This window comes from Schleiferilactobacillus perolens DSM 12744 (genome assembly GCF_001435585.1).
Taxonomy (GTDB): domain Bacteria; phylum Bacillota; class Bacilli; order Lactobacillales; family Lactobacillaceae; genus Schleiferilactobacillus; species Schleiferilactobacillus perolens.
The window spans coordinates 106,631-127,435 of the sequence record NZ_AZEC01000003.1; the positions used below are offsets into that span (position 1 = coordinate 106,631).

The window sequence follows — 20,805 nt, forward strand, 5'->3', positions numbered from 1 at the left end:
TTCGCGGCACTGGCGCTTGTTGTATATAATGGTGAGTAGAGAAAAGGGTGGAAGAATGGCAGAGACGATTTTTGCGACTGGTGCGGCGCAGGATATTATGTCAGTGTTGGCGAATAAGGATGCACGGGTGGCTTGGCAGGATAAGTTGATGGCGGAATATCCAGAGGACACGATTTTAGCCAGTAAGCTTAATATCCCAGGGCCAATTAAGAATAATGACCAGCTAGAACACCTCTTTGCGACTGGAGTGGCCCAGTTAGCGCAGTTGTTTCCTGCCACAGCGTTGAAAACGGAGACCACTTGGCATAAACCGACGGGACCCGAAGCGTTCTGGGTGGTCGATATGCCCGTGGCTGAAGCGAAGCAGATTGCTGTTCAGTTCGAGGACGATTTTGCGCTCGGGCGGCTTTTTGATGTGGATGCGCTCACGGCGACCACTCAGGAGCGGCCTTTATCCCGCCAGGACCTGGGTTTTGCCGCCCGGCGGTGTCTGATTTGCGGGCGGCCGGCGAAGGATTGTGCACGGTCCCGGCGGCATAGCGTCGCGGAGCTGCAGGCTAATATTAGTCAACGTTATTTTGACTATTTTAAGGATGGTGGGCATGGTACAAACTGATCTCGTCCAAAGACTACCGGTATTGGCTGAGCGGGCGCTAATCTATGAAATGATGGTCAACCCCAAGCCAGGGCTGGTGGACCCGGTGAGTGCCGGTGCCCATCAGGACATGGATGCTTTCACCTTCGTTGACAGCGCCACAGCGTTGCGGCCCTATTTCACCGAAGTCGCCCGTCTGGGGGCGGCGTTTTCTGCGGGCAATTTGCGGGATCTATTTGCGCAGATTCGACCCGTGGGCGTGACGGCAGAAAAGACGATGTTTGCAACGACGCAAGGAATTAATACGCATAAAGGGGCGATCTTTTCCCTTGGTGTATTAGTGGCTGCCACTGCTTGGAGTACCCAGCAGGGGACTTCCTTGACGGTTACACAAATTATGGCGGCGGTGCGCACCATGCTCCACGGGCTCACAGCGAATGACTTTACCGGGGTTGAAAAGAAGGACCCGACGAAGTTGACGGCCGGCGAACGGGAATATCTTAAATACGGCTTCACCGGCATTCGCGGTGAGGCGGAGGCCGGTTTCCCGGCGGTGACTCAATGGGCGGTACCTTACCTCCGGGATACCGCTCAAGGCACCCGCAACCAACGGCTCCTCGACACTTTCATGGTCATCGTCGCCCATACCCGCGACAGCAACGTGATCAAACGGGCAGGTACGGCAGCCATTGTGCCCTGGGTGCATGAGCAAGCGGCAGAATATTTCCGCCTGGGCGGCGCTCAAACGCCGGCGGGAGTGCAATTTCTGACTGATTTGAACAATACTTTCATGGACCGCAACCTTAGTCTGGGCGGCAGTGCCGATTTATTGATCCTGACGATCTATTTAGGATTAGTTTTCGACTGGCTGCCGTTTAAGGTGGCGGCATGATCCAGTTGCGGGCGATTCAAAAAGGCGACGAAACGGCCATCGTGCAGCTATTTATCGCGAGTGTGCACGAGGTTGCTAAAAAAGATTACACGCCCGCCCAGCTAGCTGCCTGGGCGCCACTGCAGGGCATTGATCCGACGACTTGGTGTGCGCCCTTATTTGTGGATGATACGTTGATTGCAGTGCTGGGCGCTGTTATCGTCGGATTCGCCAACATGACCATGTCTGGTTATCTCGATCGCGTTTACGTGGCCCCAGACCACCAAGGCGAAGGTATTGCGACGCAACTTGTGACGACGCTAGAAGAGCGTGCGCAGAAACGGCATGTGCACCACATTACCGTAGCAGCCTCCCATACGGCGTTACCGTTTTTCAAAGCCCGGGGATATCAGGTTGTGCGAGTCAATACGGTTGAGCGCGAGGGTATTCAGATTAGCAACACAATCATGGCTAAGGACATCTAAAAAGGACGGGCACCCAGCAGTTTGGCTGGTGGCCCGTCCTTTGTTTTGCAAAAAGTTATTCTGACGATTTTTGGTTTGATTGCTCCGCATGAAATTTAGCGCCTTGAGGAATTTTGTAACCCATGTTCAGGCCAACCTGCCGCAATTCTTCATCTGTGAAATTAGCTAATATTTCCTCTTCTGAAAGGATGGGCATACTGTTTTGATTTAGATTTAGACATCCGCATCGCCCCTTTGATTGAAGTATAGCAAATAAGGAATCAATCGTGACCATTTTGCAAATCAGTTCGTGTCGGCCAAACCAGAATCACAGTCTGGACCACAGCCACAACGAGATACGCGATCCAGCCTGCCACAACAGTGGGATGGAAGCCAACGTAACCACCGATACCAACTGTGATCAACCAGATCACAAAATACCACCACGGACTAAACCCAGCATCCCGAAACCGGCGAATGACAATGGTCAAGGAAGGCAGAGCAATAAGTGAGTAGGCTGCAAAAGCGAATCCCCAGATGCTCAGAAAATTGTCTGACATGCTGGTCATACTGCTGTTGAGGTTACTGGTGCCGATATTGTGAAATGCGACAAATGCAAGCATGGGCACAAGCACAATAAAGGCAGCAATACTGATCAGCACTTGTAATAGGATCATCCACCAATACTGCGAGCGGCTGGACCGGCCGCTGAAAATGCCGCCCCGGCGGAAGAAATCGACAATGGCGCCGCCCATGCCCACCGGCCGGCTGTCTTCATTTGGCCGCATGGACCACAGCGGCACCGGATGCCGAGTGGGCAGCACGGTGATCACCACTCCGATAATGGTCAAGACGGCCGCAATGATCACAGGTATCAACTGTTTGCCAGCAATTCCCAGAATGAGTGCTGGGGCCACGACAGTAATCAATAGCGCCCACGGACTGACGCCCGCATCCCGATAACGCCGCATGCTTAAAGTCAACCAGGGTAAACCTTGAAAGATATAAAGAATAAAGTAGACCATCGGACCAATACTAAAACTTGCCAAGAACCAGACCATGTTGTCGGATGAAATCGTGTTCGAGGCCCCAAAACCGAGGCTGATGAATATCGCGATCCAGGTAATCGCCGCACCGATCAGGGCGACGATGACATTCATCAAAACAATCCACCAATACTGGCCACGCGTACTACTGCCGCGAAAGTCACCAGCACGGAACCAGTAATCTTTAAATGCGGCCACAAAACCCTTTTGTGTACCCATGAGAATACACCTCCCTCTCCACCCAAATTTTGCGCGTCCGGTTAGACCATTGCAACGAATTGGCTCACGTCTTACAAAACTGACACTTTGCTAGATACCATCAAAAATGGGGTGGGCCAATTGCAGCTAAAACCATTACAATAGTAAGTGGGAGGGCGATTTTTATGTCAGTATTGAGTGAGGATCAACGGATTCAAATTTTGCACGACTTGGTGGCCATTCTGTCGGTGAATGACCACGAACAGAAAGTGGCCGAATATCTCAGAAAACTGCTGGCGGCACACCAGATCGATAGCCAGATATTACCGGTCACCGGCGACCGTGCTAATCTGGTGGCTGAAATTGGCAGCGGTCATCCTATATTGGGAATTTCTGGTCATATGGATGTGGTCGATCCCGGCGATGCCGATCAGTGGGCCAGTGATCCCTTTACATTGACGGAACGCCAAGGCAATCTCTATGGCCGCGGCGCCACCGATATGAAGAGTGGGTTAGCCGCCATGGTGATCGCGATGATCGAATTGGCCGCCCAAGGCAAGCCGACCAAAGGAACGATTCGACTCATGGCCACCATGGGTGAAGAAGTCGGCGAATTAGGTTCCAAATATTTCCTGGACGACGGTTATATGAAGGATGTGGACGCTTTACTGATCGGGGAACCTTCTGGCTGGTATGTGGCCCATGCCCATAAAGGGTCCATGGACATTCGTTTCACCTCCCATGGCCGAGCAGCCCACAGTTCCATGCCTGAGGACGGGTTCAACGCGATTGACCCATTATTGCAACTGCTGCAGGACGGCAACCATCTTTTTCGGGAAATGAACCACGAGACCAATGAACTCCTGGGACCGTTGACCTTCAACACCACAATCTTCAATGGCGGCAGCCAGGTCAATTCGATTCCAGACAAGGCAGTCGCAGAAGTGAATATCCGCACCATTCCAGAGCTGAACAATGCCGAAGTGAAGGAAGAATTGCAACGGCTAGTGACGATTCAAAAAGAAGATGGCGCTCAAATCGACATGGACGTTTACATGTCCCAACCATCCCGCTCTGTTCAAGGCGATTCAGCATTGGCGGATTTAGCCGCCAAACTCGGTCAGCAATACAGCGGCAAAGAGTTAAAACGCGGCGGCATTGCGCCAGTGACAGATGCCTCAAACCTATTGGAAGGCAAACCAAAGAATTATCCCTTCGTTATCTTTGGTCCAGGCAATAACACCCCGCATCAAGTGAATGAATCAGTACCAAAGAAAATGTATTTGCAATTTTGCGATTTGTACCAAGATCTTTTTGACCAGTTCTTAAATGCTTAAATGAGAAAAAGATCAAATCTGAGTGTTCTGCCATAAGTGTGGCAGAACACTTTTTGTTTTGGCTTGATTATAAGCGTTTTCTAGGCTAAAATGAGTAAATCAATCAGGGAAATGACGAAATTCGGCCCAAAACCTATTGACATCTCCGCCAGAAGTCCTATAATTTGACTTAATTCTTAAGAAAGCTCTAACGTTGTTGCAAGGTAGTCTGCGCAGACGAAACCTAAAAATCATGTCGGAGGTTGACGTGTATGAGGAAGTTTAAGAAAGGACTCATGGTAGTCGCATTAGCATCAGTTGCTTTGTTGGCGGCCTGCAATCAGTCCTCAAAGAGTAGTAGTGGTTCTGGGAGCAATTCTGCAACCAGCACTTATAATTACATTTACAGTACAGATCCCACCACATTGGATTACACTGTATCGTCCCGGGCGACGAACAGCACACATTATGCCAATTTTGTTGACGGCTTGTTAGAGAATGACCAGTATGGTCGTTTGAAGCCAGATTTGGCAAAGTCTTGGACCGTCAGCAAAGATGGCAAGACTTACACTTACAAACTTCGTAAGGGTGTTAAGTGGGTAGATAGTGAAGGCAACACATATGGTACCGTCAAGGCCCAAGACTTTGTTACTGGCTTGAAACACGCGGTGGCCGCCAAATCCGAGACACTATATGTTGTTCAAAACTCTATTGCAGGTTTGAATGACTATGTAACAGGGAAGACCAAGGACTTTTCTAAGGTTGGTATTAAGGCAATCAATGATGATACATTGCAATATACATTGAACCAAGCAGAGCCTTACTGGAATTCTAAGTTGACATATGGGGTTATGTTCCCAGTCAATGCCAAGTTCTTGAAGAGCGAGGGCAGCAACTTTGGGAAGATGCAAGCCAGCAGTATCCTGTACAATGGCCCTTACATTCTTTCTAACTTTACCGCCAAGTCCGTCATCCAATATAAGGCCAACGATTCTTATTGGGATAAGAAAAATGTCCACATTAAAAATGTTAAGCTGACCTACAGTGATGGCTCTGATCCAGATGCACAATACAAGTCTTATAAAAAGGGTAATTTGAGTGGTGCACGAGTTTATCCCACATCACCATATTATAAGACCGTCCAAAAGCAAGATGCTAAGAACATCACTTGGAGTATTCAAGATGCATCGGTCTACAACATGACCTTCAACTTGGATCGTCAGACATACAATTTGACATCTAAGAAGACGGACAAAGAAAAAGAAGATACTAAGAAGGCCATTTTGAACAAGAATTTCCGTCAGGCCATTCAATTTGCTTTTGATAAGACTGCTTATAATGCCCAAGCAGTTGGTGAAGCTGGTGCTAAGCGGTCCTTACGTAATGAAATGACACCACCGGCATTTGTTTCGATTGACGGCAAGAATTATGGCAGTCAAGTCGAAAAGGATTTAGCTGCATTGGATCCTTCAACTTACAAAGGTGTTAGCCTAGCTGATGGGCAAGATGGTGCCTATGATCCGGCAAAAGCGAAGACATTATTCGCTAAGGCCAAGAAAGAACTGCAAGCTGAGGGTGTCTCCTTCCCGATTCATTTGGATCTGCCTGAAGATGAGAAACAACAGCTGTTAGGTAACCAGGCCAAATCCTTTAAGAGTTCTGTTGAAAAGAATTTGGGTAAGGATAACGTTAATATCGATATTCAGTTTACTTCTGAAGATAAGTACCTGGCTGCCACTTACCAAGCTACGACTGGTAAGGCATCAGACTTCGATATCAGTAATGCGTCCGGTTGGTCTCCAGACTATGATGATCCTTCCACTTACTTGGATATCTATAACCCAGATACTGGTTCGATGGTTCAGACACTCGGTCTTGAAGCGGGTGCAATGTTGAAAGGTAAGGATGAAACAGCCGATGCTAAGAAGGCTGTTGGTCTAGATACTTATGCCGAACAGGTTGCCGCCGCAGAGAAGATCACGTCGAATGACAATGAACGATATGCTGCGTTTGCCAAGGCTGAGGCGACATTGTTGGATTCTGCAATTCAAATTCCAATCAATTCAGCGGGTGGTACACCATCTGTTTCTAAAGTCGTACCTTATTCCCGTCCGTTCTCCTGGTCTGGTTTAGGCGCTAACAAGTTCAAACTGATGAAGCTGCAAAGCAAGACTGTGACAGCTGCGCAATATGAAAAAGCACAGAAGGCATGGTATGCGGAACGTGCGAAAATTGCCAAAGAAGAAGCAGCTAAATAAGACTAGGCTCTCTTGACAGTAGAACCTTTGCACTTTAAAAGTTTGGGGAAAGAGCTGGCCCAAGTTGGGAATACTCTTTCCCCATTCTTTTACGCTTTGAGAAGGGATCAGCAAAATGAAAAAATATTTGTTCTTCCGGGTTCTGCGATCCATTGTCAGTATCTTCTTGGTCACTACCATTGCATACATCATGGTCTTTTCGATGGTACCGCGCCGGGATATTTTCAAACAAGATCCAATGATTCAGAAGCTGGCAAACGATCCGGATTCGCTAACAGATTACAAAGAAAATGCATACCGCAAGATGAATTATATCGACTATTTTGACACTAAGTCGTTAATCGCTAAGGTAGAAGCTGAGCATCCTGATGCAAAAGTTACTACCGCGCACACTGCGGCTAATGCAAAATTGTTCAAAGAGTGGGCAAATGATAATGGGTATAAACTGAATCGATATTCGGTAAGTAAAAATTATTATGTTACCCGTGAGTTGCCGCTGTTGGAACGACTCGGCCGTTTTTATGGCAACTTGATTCAGATTGATACACCCTGGGCGATACACGATAAGAGCAATCCCAAACTCGCTCGTTATTTGCGGATTGAAAATGATAAGACGGTTGGTTGGGCAGTCGTTGGTTCTGGTACGCGATATCGATATCAGATTTACTTCAATGGCTCATTCCCGTTTATCCACCAGAACATTATTAAGTTCAATCTAGGTACTTCTTATCCGACTTTCGCTGGCAATGCAGTAACTGATGTCATCGGTGGTCGCCAGGGACAGACAGTTTCGACAAAGTATAAGTTTCCAAATGGACAAGTGATGAATACAGCTGACAACGTCTACACGCGGCAGTATCAATCACCATCCAGACGAAACCAGATGTCTTATGAGCGCTATGAGGATGACTACACGAACGTGGACCAAGTTAATCAAGATCCGTCCATGATCGGTACGTCTGTGCGTGCGGGCTTTTGGGCGCTGATCCTGTCTTACGTTATTGGGATTCCAATTGCGTTGGGGATGGCTCGGTTGAAGGGCAAATGGTTTGACAGACTATTTACCGGAGTTGTCACAGTACTGATGGCTGTACCCGGCCTGGCGTTGATTTACACATTTCGGTATGTTCTTTCGGTTGCGGGAGCACCTGATTCATTCCCCACGAAAGGAGCTAGCGCATTCAGTTCGTGGGTTGGTCCAACCGTTGTACTGGCCTTGCTGAGTGTTTCGGGCATCGTCATTTGGTTCCGGCGATACATGGTCGATCAACAACAGTCAGATTATGTCAAATTTGCCAAAAGTAAAGGTTTAACAGATCGAGAAATTTACCGAAAGCATATCTTTAAGAATGCATCAATTCCAGTTGTCCAGGGAATTCCGAGCAATATTATTGGTTTGATCAGTGGCGCAATGATGACTGAAACAGTGTTTGCGATGCCAGGGATGGGGAAAATGCTGCCGGATTCAATCATCGCCCACAACAATTCTGTGGTGATTGCACTGGTATTCATCTTTACTACGATCGGTGTTTTCTCAGTACTGTTAGGCGATGTGTTGATGTCAATTGTTGATCCTCGTATTCAATTAGCTGTGTCAGGAGATGAACAGAATGGCTGATGTACCGGAAGAAAGCAAATCAGGAAATAATATGACTGATGACCAGTTGACCGCTGCTGATTTTCAGCGCGTAGATCTCGATTCGTTAGCTACCGAAAAAATTGATACACCCAAGTACTCTTATTGGGGGTCGGTTGCCAAAACGTTCTTCTCCAATAAAGTGACAATCGCTATGCTAGCAATCTTGATTGTGATGCTAGGAATGTCTTTCATCCAACCTTTGTTCAGCGGATATAGTTTAACTGATGTCGGGAAAATTAATGACTTAGCGGCCCGTTACCAGTGGCCAAGTGCTAAATATTGGTTTGGTACAGATGCCGATGGCAAATCTCTATTTGATGCCATCTGGGCAGGTGCCCGGACGTCTATTTCAATTGGTGTTATTTCCACAGTCATTGTCACTGTCATTGGTGTTGTGGTTGGTGCCATTTGGGGCGTTTCTAAGAAGATTGATCGGGTCATGTTGGAAGTTTACAACGTTATCACCAATATTCCAGTATTGCTGATCGTCATCGTCATGTCCTATACATTGGGCAATGGCTTTTGGAATTTGGTTTTCGCCATGACTGTGACGTCTTGGTTGGGTACAGCATATTCCATTCGGGTTTACGTCATGATGTATCGAGACCGTGAATACAATACCGCGTCTCGAACATTGGGAACACCAACTTTGCGAATTGTCACGCGTAACATTCTTCCTTACCTGACTTCGGTTATTGTGACTCAAGTATCTTTGTCCTTGCCAAGTTTCATTTCCTACGAAGTGTTCCTTTCCTTCGTGGGGGTTGGCCTGAGTCAGAACACACCTTCTTTAGGGAGATTGATTAATCAGTATCAGACTTTTATGACCAGTTATCCATATTTGTTCTGGTTCCCAGTGATTGCACTCGCACTGATCACAATATCATTGTATATTGTCGGTCAGAACTTAGCTGATGCATCTGATCCGCGGACGCACATGTAGAAAGAGAGGACATACAGATGAGTGAAGAAGAACAAAAGACCATTCTGAAAGTACGGGACCTCTCTGTGGAGTTCCAAGTACGCGGGAAGACGCTGAAAGCCATTCACCATGTGTCATTAGATTTGCACGATGGCGAGACATTAGCCATCGTGGGTGAATCAGGTTCTGGTAAATCGGTGTTGACCAAGACATTTACCGGTATGCTGGAACAAAATGGGCACGTATCTGGCGGCACGATTGAATATAATGGTCAAATGCTGACGGATTTAAAAAACGATAAGCAATGGGTCAAAATCCGGGGTAAGGAAATTGCTACGGTATTTCAGGATCCAATGACCTCACTTGATCCAATTCATACGATTGGATCTCAGATTAGTGAAGTCATCGTGAAGCACCAAGGTAAGTCAAAATCGGAAGCCAAGAAGATGGCCATCGAATTAATGGGCCGAACTGGCATTCCAGATGCGGCAGAGCGTTACGGCGATTATCCGTTTGAATATTCCGGCGGTATGCGCCAGCGGATTGTTATTGCTATTGCTTTAGCTTGTCACCCGAAGATTTTGATTTGTGACGAGCCGACAACGGCATTGGACGTCACGACACAGGCTCAAATTTTGGATTTGATTCGTGATCTGAAAGAAGAATATCACTTCAGTATTATCTTCATCACCCACGATCTGGGCGTTGTGGCATCCATTGCAGATCGCATTGCAGTCATGTATTCTGGCCGGTTGATTGAAGTGGGTACTGTGGATGAGATCTTTTATGATCCCCGTCACCCGTACACTTGGAGTTTATTGTCCTCTCTACCGCAACTGGCCACTAAGGATACCAATCTTTATTCCATTCCGGGAACGCCCCCTTCATTGTATTCTGAGATTAAAGGGGACGCCTTTGCCCCGCGAGATCCTTATGCGTTGAAGGTTGATTTTGAACGGGAACCACCATTATTCAAAATCACTGACACACATTATGCGCGGACATGGTTGCTTGATCCTCGTGCGCCAAAAATTGAGAAGCCAGAAATCATTCAAAATCTGCATGAGCGGATTGAAAAACAAATGGAGTCTGACTTTATGAAGCGCGCAGAAACGGAAGGAGAAGTCAATGCTAGCTAATGGTAGTGAAGTAGAAACAGTATTATCCATTCGGGATCTGGCAGTGACTTATGGTTCCGGCAAATCGGCATTAACTGCAGTGGAACACGTGAACTTTGATATTCATAAAGGAGAAACCTTTTCTCTGGTTGGTGAATCGGGTTCCGGAAAATCCACGATTGCGAAAGCTGTTTTAGGAATCAATCCCACGAGTTCCGGATCGATCAATTTCGAGGGTACTAAGATCAATGGCAAATTACCCCAAAAATTGCGTCACAGCATTGACCGCAAAATTCAAATGATTTTCCAGGACCCAGCAGCTTCCTTGAACGAACGGGCCACCGTGGATTACATCATTTCAGAAGGTCTGTACAACTATCACTTATTTGATTCCGAAGAAGATCGGGAAAATAAGGTACGCAAAATGATGGAAGAAGTGGGGCTGCTCCCAGAACAGCTCTACCGTTATCCCCATGAATTCTCCGGTGGTCAACGGCAGCGGATCGGGATCGCTCGCGCATTAATCATGCAACCGGATCTGGTGGTCGCAGACGAACCAATTTCAGCGCTCGATATGTCCATTCGGGCACAGGTGTTGAACCTGTTGAAGAAGTTCCAGCAAGAGGCTGGGATCACGTACCTCTTCATTGCCCATGATCTTTCGGTTGTACGCTATATCTCAGACCGGATCGCCGTTATTCGCCGCGGCCGGATCGTGGAAGTGGCGGAAACAGAGGAACTATTCACCCACCCGATCCACCCGTATACGCAGGCCCTCTTGTCTGCAGTGCCAGTACCTGATCCAAAACTAGCACAACACAAGAAACTGATTGTGTACGATCCAAAGATACATCACTATGAAAATGATAAACCTAGCTTAGTTGAGATTTTGCCTGGCCACTTCGTCTATTGCAACAAAGAAGAAGAGGCGAAGTATCGTTCTGAACTGGCTGCAGTGGCCAACTGATTCGACGAAAACGTTAGAGCTTTTACGTTGAATACAAAAAGCATGGGAAGTTTCTCACCTCCTCGGGAAACTTCTCATGCTTTTTGAGTGGCAGAGGGCAAAGTCGAGCGGTAGAAGCGTACGCATAAGAGCGGCGGGCCAGAAAACCCGAACTTAGGTTTTATGGCCCGCCGCTCTTATGTGCTAGCTTCTNACCCGCACTTTAGGCTTTTTTGCCGCTCCTGCCTTCTGACATAGCTTCTGGTCGGCGGAGCCCGTTTCCACCATGAAATGAAAACGCGCAGCACCTATTGATGGAGCCAAGAGCAAATCGTGGCCGTTAGTCATCCAATTTAAGCTAAAGACTTGGTAGTAATTGTAAATCAGTGGTTAATTGCTGGGTATCAATCAACTTCTGATGTGTAATCGTCGCTTGGTCAATTGGCTGACCGTCCGCAATCCGTTCTTTCACGAACAACAAATAATCTGCGTTGTTTTCAGTGGTTAAATTCAACGCGTGGTCGGGTAACTGAATCGTTACTTCGTCAAACAGCGGAATCCCCCACACGTAGTCATCGAATCCAGGCCGTACCGGATAGAGGCCCAGCGCGGACCACAAATACCAGCTGCTCATGGAGCCGTTGTCTTCATCGCCAGGGAAGCCGGCAGGACCGGCGTTGAACACGTGCAGCAAGAGCTGCTTCACGATGAGTTCAGTGGCTGATTTTTCACCAGCCAGCGCAAAGAGATACGGAATATGGAAGCTGGGCTGGTTGGAGATGGCGATCTGGCCAAAGCTCAGTGCACTCATTTCGGCCATTTCATGAATCACGCCGCCGTAAGTACCCACGTTAAACTGCGGTGCCGCATTGGCCAAAGCGTGCAGGGTGCGCAAGAAGGGCCGGGGACCGCCCGCGAGATTAATTAGGCCGGGGATATCTTGATAGACTGCGAAACTGTTTTGCCAAGCGCTGCCTTCTGTGAAGCCGGTCCCCCAGGTGAAGGGATCAAAGTCGGGTACAAACCGTCCGGACCGATCTTTGGGATGCATTAAGCCGTATTGGGGATCGAACAGATGGCGATAGTTATGGCCGGCCTTGGTGTATTTCTCGGCCAGGTCATTTTTGCCTAATGCTTTGGCAACCACGCCAATCAAGGCATCGGAATAAGCATAGTCTAGAGTCTGGTTTACACTTTCGTGAATGTCAGCGGGCAAGTAACCGTAAGTATGGTAATCCTTCAAGTTGGGCCGACCATATTTGCCATCGGGGCTCGGTACGGTCGCCCCGTGGACCATCGCTGCCAATAACTCAGGCCAAAGATCCGGCCGAATTCCCTTGGTGACCGCGTCGGCGACCACAGCATCGGCCATGGTACCGGGCATCATGCCGCGTTCATCCGGTGACAGCCATTTTGGCAAATAGCCGGTTTCCTTGGCACTGTTTAAGAAGCCCTCCAAGAAGTAGCCGTACTGTTCTGGCAGTACCAGTGCATATAATGGAAAGCTGGTCTTGTAGGTATCCCAGAAACCAGTGTTGGTATACAACCGGCCAGGCAGCACAGTTTGCTTAATCGTACTGTAATGGACGGGGCTGCCTTGCTCATCCCGTTCATAGAAGCGCATGGGATAGAGCAGCGCCCGGTACCAATTTGTATAAAAAGTTTGGACCCGATCGGCGTGGCGATCTTGAACCTGAAAGATCGCCATTTTGTCATCCCATGTTGTTTGATTGGCCTGTGCCAATGAAAAGAAAGATTGCGGCCGCAATTTGGCTAATTCACGCTGCGCAAATTCTGGACTAATGAACGAAGTCGCAAACCAAACAGTGGTTGGGCCGTCATTGGTACCCGGCAAAATCAGGGTCCCACCAGCCGTCACTGGGGTCGTGAATGGCCCAGACTGGGTCTTATCAAGCAGCACCGTCGCGGCGAACCAATCAATCTGCGCGTCAGTCCCGAGGGCTAAGTACATACTGAAATTCGAATCTTCACTGGCCGCAAAGTTTTGTAATTGCAACACAATGCTATTTTCATCATGGCGCAGCACTTGCCACCGATCCGGCGCGTTCATTTGTAGATCCAACGTCTCTGCATGACTGGTAAATCGCAAAGCTCCGCCTCGCGCAGTGGCCGTCGCCTGGGTGCGAACCTGATGATGTTCATCAAAGATATTGATCAGCGCAGGCGAGAAAGTCGCCGCATCCGGCTGGTACACGCCGGTGGCATCATGACTGCCTTGGGGGACGGCATTAAATAAACAGTGCTGAAAATCACCAATCCACGGACTCGGCTGATGCGTCAACCGAATCCCTTGATAATTCCGACTTTCCGGATCAAAAAACCAAGCCCCATTCTCACCAGCCGTCTGCACGGCCAAATAGTTCATACCAAACGGCACTCCGGTCAGCGGTAACGTATTGCCATGGGAAAAATTAGGATGACTGGCAGTCCCAGTCCGAGTATCAATCGAGATCATGAGAAACTCCTTTGTTATTTTAGTTTTAGTCGTCGTAGTTTTGTGTCTATTCCGTCTCGTCTGGTGACGTCTCTTGCACGAAATTAACGGTGCAAGCAAAGCTCTGAATAGAAACGTATCCAGTGCCAATGCGGAGCAAGCGGAGGGAAAATGGGGCTCAGCTGTGGGAACCGCAATTATCTTGCCCCAGTTCTGGGCAAGATAATATGCGGTTAGGCGACTTTGAGACCGCGTTCCTCAGCGGGCTCAAAGCGCCGTCACAGCGTTCCAGCCCCATTTTCCCGCAGCTTGCGCAGCATTGGCACGGCGCGTAACCACCACATTTACTTTTTCGATACCGTTGATTGCCGCGTAACCAGTTCAACAGGAATCCGCCGGTGCACCGGCAGCCGCGAACTCGGATTATTCATCTGCGCCAACAACGTGTTCACCGCCTGCTCACCACTATGCACAAAATCCTGCCGTACCGTCGTCAACGCCGGCCGCGCCAACGCCGCCGCCGGCAAATCATCAAACCCCACGACACTCAAATCCGCGGGCAATTGCCAATGCAAATGATGCAGCTGCTGCATCAAATTCAACGCCTCCAGATCATTTTCCACCACTAATCCGGTAATCTTCTCCGCCTGCAAAAACGCTGCCCGTTCCACCGGTGTCGCCCGGTTCGTCAACGCCTGGGCCCAGCCTAGCGGATCCACGTCGCTTTCCGCCTCGTCGCGGTAACCGTTCAAATATCCGAAGAAACGCGCACTCACGGTTCCCGTGAAGGTTTCCCAAAACGGGGTGCGGGCCAAGAAGGCAATTCGCCGATGACCGAGTTCCAGCAGATGATTCACGGCCAACTGACCGCCGCTTTCGTTATCGGCAGTCACACTGGGAATTTCGATCCCCGGAATGGTTTTATCCATTAAGACAATCGGGATCTTCGCCAAATACAGATTGATCAGCTCGCGCATATCTTCATTCAAAGCGGTGGGGTAGTATATCACCCCAGCATATTCTTCCCGAATGCGGTCAATGGGCAGCCGGGCAAACTGGTCATTGGGCATACTCAACAGCGCCCAGTCTGTAGCAGCCAGGGCATTGCTAATGCCTTGTTCGTAATTGCCGATGCCGTGGCTGTCGGCAAAGGGGATCACCAGCAGAATACGGTGAGAGCGACTGGGATTATGGTGGCCCTTGACGAAACTGCCCCGACCTTGGAGGCGATAGATCAAGTCGGCATTGGCCAATTCATTCAAGGCCCGTTTCGACGTGATCCGGCTAACGCCATAACGCACCGCCAGTGCATTTTCGCTGGGCAGCGGTGTATCCGGTGCCATCCGGCCAGACAGAATCTCACGCCGGAGAACTTGGTATATTTCTCTGTATTTCGCTGTCACGGCGACACCTCCTGGGGTTGATATAGTCAGAAGATACCACTTTTTACGCCAATTTGCCATAGTGATAGCGATTTATTTGCAACAAGATGGTATACTTTCGGTAGAAAAACATACCAAGGAGCAAATAAAGATGACAACCTATGTGACCCCTGAAGTTGACCAATTTGTGAGTGACATCCGCCAGCGTTGCGGGACTGACCATGCCGCCTGGGCCGACATTTTCGCCCGGACTTACACCGATACGCTGGCTAACGCCTTGAAGCCCGATGGCGCAGACCGGATCTTCGTTCTAACCGGTGACATCCCGGCTATGTGGCAGCGGGATACCACGGCCCAGATGCGGCCGTATCTGATTATGGCCCAGCACGATGAGGCCATGGCCGACGTGATCAGTGCGGTGGTACGGCGGCTTTTTTTCAATATGGATCATGATCCTTACGCTAATGCATTCAACCAAACTGCCAACAATGCCGGACACCAAGATGACGACACGGCCATGACGCCTTGGATTTGGGAGCGCAAGTATGAACTGGATTCCCTATGCTATCCAGTCCAGCTGGCCTATCTGTTATGGCAAAATACGGGGCGTACCGATCACTTTGACGACCTCTTCCAACAGGCGGTAGCCAAGATGATTCACGTCATTCGGACAGAGCAGCACCATGAAACCTCACCGTACCGCTTTGAGCGGAATCATGACCGGCCGGAGGATACCTTGATCAATGGGGTCGGCCGACCGGTGGGTGATACCGGCATGTCTTGGAACGGCTTCCGCCCCAGTGATGACGCCTGTGTGTATGGCTATCTGGTACCGGCGAATATGTTTGCAGTGGTGGTATTGCGCCAATTGGCCAAGATTTACACCACGGTGCTGCACAACAATGCCCAGGCCCAAGAATTCTTAGACTTGGCGGCCACGATTCAACAGGGCATTCGCGATTACGGTACCACCACGAACGAAGCCGGTGAGACGATTTACGCCTATGAGGTAGATGGTCTGGGAAATCAATTGGTCATGGACGACGGCAATGTGCCCAACCTGTTAGCAGCACCATATTTAGGCTATGTGGACGCCACCGACCCGATTTACCAAAACACCCGGCGGACTGTGCTCAGTCCAGAGAATCCCTACTATTACGAAGGCAGCGTCGGCGGCGGATTGGGTTCGCCCCACACCCCGCCTCATTACATCTGGCCAATCGCCCTGGCGATGGAAGGACTGACCACCGATAGCAAGTCGGAGAAAGCGGCGTACTTGGATCTGCTAGCGCGCACCACCGGCGGCACCGGCATGATGCACGAATCTTTCCAAGTGGATGATCCCACTCTGTATACCCGGGAATGGTTCTCGTGGGCCAATATGATGTTTTGTGAATTAGTGATGGATTACTTTGATTTACGGGTTAAACAGTGAGGAGTTTGAAAAATGACTAAGAAAAAAGTATTTGTAATTTCCCACAGCCACTGGGACCGGGAATGGTACATGGCTTTTGAGAATCACCATATGCGGCTAGTTCAGTTGATGGATGATTTGTTTGATTTGTTTGAAAATGACCCGAATTTCAATAGTTTCCACTTGGATGGTCAAACGATTATTTTGGACGATTATCTGGCTGTCCGTCCGGAGAAACGGGCAGAATTGCAGCACTGGATTGATGTGGGTAAATTACGGGTCGGACCATTTTACATCTTGCAAGATGACTTCTTGATCAGTCCAGAAGCCAACACGCGTAACACGATTTTGGGCCGCAAGTTGGCTGAAAAGTGGGGTCAACCAGTACCCTTGGGTTACTTTCCGGATACATTCGGTAACGCCGGCCAAGTTCCCCAGATGATGCGGTTAGGCCATTTGGATACCGTGGCATTTGGCCGCGGCGTGACGCCCACTGGCTTCAATAACCAAACTGGCGACTTGGGCGATTATGATTCCACCTATTCAGAGATGTACTGGCAAAGCCCAGATTCTTCCAAAGTACTTGGTATTTTATTTGCTAACTGGTACAGCAACGGCAATGAGATTCCGGACACCAAAGAGGCGGCGAAGGCCTTCTGGACGGAGCATCTGGCAGCAGCTGAAAAGTACGCCGCTACCCCAGATCTTTTGTTCATGAATGGGGTGGACCACCAACCAGTCCAGAAAAATTTGAGTGACGCATTGGCGCTGGCCCGGGAACTTTTCCCGGATTATGAATTCATTCACTCTAACTTCCCGGATTACATCAAAGCCTTGAAGGCCGACTTGCCTAAGGACTTAACCACGGTCAAGGGGGAACTGACTTCCCAGGCCACAGATGGTTGGTATACTTTGGCCAACACCGCCTCCAGCCGGATTTACCTGAAGCAGCATAATACCGCCACAGAGCGCTTATTGGAAAATCACACAGAACCGTTGATGGCCTTGAGCGGACTCACCGATGCCGCCAATCAGGATCGGTTGACCTATGCCTGGCAGACGCTTTTGCAAAATGACCCCCACGACAGTATTTGCGGCTGTTCTGTGGATGAAGTCCATCGCGGCATGATGGACCGGTACGCCCGGGCGCAACAAGTCGGGCACTGGCTGGGAGATGCGGCGTTGACCAAGTTGGCCAACAAAATCGATACCCGCAACTTCCCGGGAGAGAGCCGGCCGTTTTTGCTCATCAATAATAGCAGTGTCCCGCAACACGATACGGTGAATGTCACGCTGGAATGGGAACGAGCACCGTTCACCGCCGGCAAACCTAATGCGCTGTATGCCATGTTAGAGGAAAAGCGGCAGGCGTTGGGCGACTTCCATGTGATCGATCGGGAAGGTAAGATGATTCCAGCCCAAGTGGTGGACACCCAAGTGAAGTTCCACTATGATTTGCCAGACCGGGCATTCCGGGTACCATACATGGGGTTATATATTACCGTCGCCGTCGCTGCCACCGTGGCTGCGCACAGTTGGGCCGGCTTTGCGCTGGTTCCGGGGACAGGGCATCCGCAAGTGGCCAGTGACCAAGAACCGCTGATTCAAAATGATGCTTTACAAGCTCAGGTCACGGCAGATGGCTCGGTCAGCATTACTGATCGCCGCCAGCAGCAGACTTACGACCATTGTCTGCGGTTTGTGGATACTGGCGATGTGGGTAACGAATACATCTTCAAAGACGTTGCCAACGATCAACCTATACAAGCTGGGCCTGCCAAGAATTTAACCCGCACGGTCACCGCTGGCGGGCAGACTCTGGCTTATGAACAAGTGTTACGGATTCCCGTCAGTGCCGACGAACAATTGGCGGTGGAACAACAAAGCGTCACGGATATTACTGAACGTCATGCTCAGCGCAGTACCCAGCTGGCCGATTTGACCCTGCATGTCACGTTGACCCTACCGGCGGGTAGTCGGCAATTAAAGATTCATGTGGCGGGCGATAATCAAATGCGGGACCACCGGATTCAAGCCCTGTTTGTCACGGGTATTCAAAGTGATCACCATCAGGCTGAGTCCATCTTCGAAGTGGTCACTCGGCCCAACACGCCCGGCAAACAATGGGAGAATCCCGAAGATCCCCAGCATCAACAGGCCTTTGTGGACTTGAGCGATGCCCAAAAGGGTGTGACTGTGGGCAACTTTGGCTTGAATGAATACCAAGTGCTGCCGAAGACCGGCACGATTGCCGTCACCGTCCTGCGATGCGTGGGTGAAATGGGTGACTGGGGCTACTTCCCCACGCCTGATGCCCAATGCCAAGGACCGTTTACCGGGGACTTAACGGTGCAGCTCCACGACGGCAGCCGGACGGATACGCTAGCCGCATGGCAAACAGCGCGGGCGGGCCAAATCACCGTGGATGTCCAGCAATTACCAGTGGCCCACGAAGGGGCACTGGCCGCTGACCACACCTATTTGCAGGTGGATAATCCGGCCTTTGCCATCACTGCCATGCATGTCAGTCCAGACACTGGCGACGTGTTGGTCCGTGGTTACAACATGACCAGTGCCCCACAGGATGTGGCGGTGACTTATCAAGGCCAGGCGCCGGACGCTGTCGTTGATTTCTTGGAGAAACCCATCGTTGGTGTTTCTGTGAATACCACCCTGCGGCCGGCTGAAATCCGGACGTATCGGTTCAAACAGGTTGGTGCCAATGACTGATTCGCAATTCTTAATCACCGATTATGGCGCCGAAGCAGGGCGAATGGCGGTACAAACCGAGGCACTGCAAGCAGCCTTGGATGCCTGCCACCAGGCTGGTGGCGGTACCGTCGTCATCCCAGCGGGCCGCTTCATCACCGGCAGTCTCCGCTTGTTTAGCCACACGACGCTGCATTTACTTGCGGGGGCGGTGTTGCAGGGCAGTCCAGATTTAGCGGATTACACGAATTTTGGCGAAACCACCGACATTCGCTATCTGACAGATGCCCATTACATTCAGGATTGGCACTTGCCAACCTATTATTTCCAGGCATTGGTGAACGCCTATGATGCGGTGGATGTGGCTGTGATCGGCGAAGCCGGCAGTCTGATTGACGGGCGTAATGTCCAAGATCCCCACGGTGAAGAACATTTCCGCGGACCGATGGGTTTAGTTTTCGCCCGAGTCCAGGATGTGCGGTTGCAAGGTTACACATTCATCAATTCGGCAAACTGGGCCAATGTCCTCCCGGCTTGTGAGAATGTCCAGATCGACAACGTGACGATTCTTGGCGGTCATGACGGTTTCGACTTGCACCATGCCAAAGACGTGACGATCACCGGCTGCCGACTGGAAACTGGGGATGATTGTCTGGCGGGTTACGATATCCACGGGTTGTCTGTCCGCGACACATATCTAAATACCGCCTGTAATGGCTTGCGGGTCGGGGGCAGCGACATTGTCTTTGACCACTGCACATTCCGCGGTCCTGGCAAGTTTTCCCACCTGTCTGATCACAAATACGAGACGCTCAATGTCTTCATGTATTTCGCGATGCAGGTCGATCCCATCACCACACCCACCGCTGATGTCACGATCAAAAACGCGAGCATCGACCACGTCTCTCACTTGGTCACCTATCTCCGCAGTGAACCCACCGCCCTACAAGACGGTCCCGCACTCCAGTCGTTCACGCTAGACAACGTTCAGATCGCGGACATCACTGACACCTCACTCTTCGTGGGGCGGGGTGAAGCCGTCGCGTTGACCATGACCAATTGCCAAATCACCCCCACCGCCGATGTGCCGCTACTGCACATTGACGAAAGCGTGCGCCTAACACTCACCAATGTCTTCTTTACCAAGCCCACGATCATCCTGATTGGAAACGATCGCCAGCTGACATTGACAGGCTTAACTAATTTAGCACTGTAATCCACAAAGACGGCAGTCCAGATTGTCTACATGACAATTTAGACTGCCGTCTTTGCGTCTGCGGGATAGCTACGAACACCGACGAAACCAGCCCCATTTCACCGCAGCTTGCGCAGCATTGGCACGACGTCAGAAACCCAGTATTTATCCACCACAAAATTTGTGCAAACTTTATCTTTCTTTGCAATAAACCCAATACTTCTCTACAATGGAAGCGGTGACAAAATAAGAAGAACAGATTTGTATGCGCTACCTA

At 49.9% G+C, this 20,805-nt stretch carries 16 protein-coding genes; 12 read left to right on the top strand and 4 right to left on the bottom strand.

Annotated elements, in window-relative coordinates; genetic code table 11:
* Positions 1–55 precede the first annotated feature (55 nt).
* Genes citX through FD09_RS04270 form a run of 3 tightly spaced genes read left to right on the top strand, consistent with a single transcriptional unit; the run spans position 56 to position 1,951 of the window.
* The gene (gene citX, locus FD09_RS04260) at positions 56–616 is read left to right on the top strand and encodes a citrate lyase holo-[acyl-carrier protein] synthase (protein ID WP_057818676.1); all 561 of its coding nucleotides are present in this window, start codon (positions 56–58) and stop codon (positions 614–616) included.
* Complete coding sequence (gene citG, locus FD09_RS04265) at positions 603–1,487, top strand: triphosphoribosyl-dephospho-CoA synthase CitG (protein ID WP_057818678.1); 885 nt, start codon at positions 603–605, stop codon at positions 1,485–1,487. The genes citX and citG overlap by 14 nt, the downstream gene beginning before the upstream one ends.
* Positions 1,484–1,951, top strand: a complete 468-nt coding sequence (locus FD09_RS04270; RefSeq protein WP_057818680.1) for a GNAT family N-acetyltransferase — start codon at positions 1,484–1,486, stop codon at positions 1,949–1,951. Before citG ends, FD09_RS04270 begins: the two co-directional genes overlap by 4 nt.
* Positions 1,952–2,006: 55 nt before the next feature.
* Here the strand turns inward: FD09_RS04270 and FD09_RS16205 are convergent, their stop codons facing one another.
* Both FD09_RS16205 and FD09_RS04275 read right to left on the bottom strand, forming a co-directional pair.
* Entirely contained in the window at positions 2,007–2,225 is a 219-nt protein-coding gene (locus tag FD09_RS16205; protein WP_157053677.1) for a hypothetical protein, read from the bottom strand.
* Entirely contained in the window at positions 2,212–3,195 is a 984-nt protein-coding gene (locus tag FD09_RS04275; protein WP_057818682.1) for a DUF805 domain-containing protein, read from the bottom strand. The genes FD09_RS16205 and FD09_RS04275 overlap by 14 nt, the downstream gene beginning before the upstream one ends.
* A gap of 164 nt (positions 3,196–3,359) precedes the next feature.
* On the opposite strand from FD09_RS04275, the gene FD09_RS04280 reads away from it, so the two are divergent.
* From FD09_RS04280 to FD09_RS04305, 6 genes are all read left to right on the top strand, one after another.
* Positions 3,360–4,511: an ArgE/DapE family deacylase gene (locus tag FD09_RS04280; protein ID WP_057818684.1), complete on the top strand. Its 1,152-nt coding sequence runs from the start codon at positions 3,360–3,362 to the stop codon at positions 4,509–4,511.
* A 251-nt stretch (positions 4,512–4,762) separates the two neighbouring features.
* The gene (locus FD09_RS04285; RefSeq protein ID WP_057818686.1) at positions 4,763–6,748 is read left to right on the top strand and encodes a peptide ABC transporter substrate-binding protein; all 1,986 of its coding nucleotides are present in this window, start codon (positions 4,763–4,765) and stop codon (positions 6,746–6,748) included.
* A gap of 115 nt (positions 6,749–6,863) precedes the next feature.
* Positions 6,864–8,366, top strand: coding sequence for an ABC transporter permease (locus tag FD09_RS04290; RefSeq protein WP_057818688.1), 1,503 nt, complete (start codon positions 6,864–6,866; stop codon positions 8,364–8,366).
* Positions 8,367–8,397: 31 nt separating this feature from the next.
* Positions 8,398–9,330, top strand: a complete 933-nt coding sequence (gene oppC, locus FD09_RS04295) for an oligopeptide ABC transporter permease OppC (protein WP_057819030.1) — start codon at positions 8,398–8,400, stop codon at positions 9,328–9,330.
* 17 nt (positions 9,331–9,347) lie between these two features.
* Complete coding sequence (locus FD09_RS04300) at positions 9,348–10,448, top strand: ABC transporter ATP-binding protein (RefSeq protein ID WP_057818691.1); 1,101 nt, start codon at positions 9,348–9,350, stop codon at positions 10,446–10,448.
* Entirely contained in the window at positions 10,438–11,394 is a 957-nt protein-coding gene (locus tag FD09_RS04305; RefSeq protein ID WP_057818693.1) for an ATP-binding cassette domain-containing protein, read from the top strand. The genes FD09_RS04300 and FD09_RS04305 overlap by 11 nt, the downstream gene beginning before the upstream one ends.
* Before the next feature lie 337 nt (positions 11,395–11,731).
* On the opposite strand, the gene FD09_RS04310 is transcribed toward FD09_RS04305, so the two are convergent.
* Together FD09_RS04310 and FD09_RS04315 are read right to left on the bottom strand one after the other, a co-directional pair.
* Positions 11,732–13,849 carry a GH92 family glycosyl hydrolase gene (locus FD09_RS04310; RefSeq protein WP_057818697.1) on the bottom strand — a complete coding sequence of 706 codons (2,118 nt, stop codon included), beginning with the start codon at positions 13,847–13,849 and terminating at the stop codon, positions 11,732–11,734.
* Between the two features lie 323 nt (positions 13,850–14,172).
* Positions 14,173–15,231 (bottom strand): GntR family transcriptional regulator, encoded by a 1,059-nt coding sequence (locus tag FD09_RS04315; protein WP_057818698.1) that lies wholly within the window; start codon positions 15,229–15,231, stop codon positions 14,173–14,175.
* 130 nt (positions 15,232–15,361) lie between these two features.
* Here FD09_RS04315 and FD09_RS04320 point away from each other — a divergent pair, with 130 nt between their 5' ends.
* From FD09_RS04320 to FD09_RS04330, 3 genes are read left to right on the top strand one after another with little or no spacing between them, the layout of a single operon-like run.
* The gene (locus FD09_RS04320; protein WP_057818700.1) at positions 15,362–16,645 is read left to right on the top strand and encodes a glycoside hydrolase family 125 protein; all 1,284 of its coding nucleotides are present in this window, start codon (positions 15,362–15,364) and stop codon (positions 16,643–16,645) included.
* A 12-nt stretch (positions 16,646–16,657) separates the two neighbouring features.
* Positions 16,658–19,354, top strand: coding sequence for an alpha-mannosidase (locus FD09_RS04325; protein WP_057818702.1), 2,697 nt, complete (start codon positions 16,658–16,660; stop codon positions 19,352–19,354).
* Complete coding sequence (locus FD09_RS04330) at positions 19,347–20,549, top strand: glycoside hydrolase family 28 protein (RefSeq protein ID WP_057818704.1); 1,203 nt, start codon at positions 19,347–19,349, stop codon at positions 20,547–20,549. The genes FD09_RS04325 and FD09_RS04330 overlap by 8 nt, the downstream gene beginning before the upstream one ends.
* Positions 20,550–20,805: the final 256 nt, after the last annotated feature.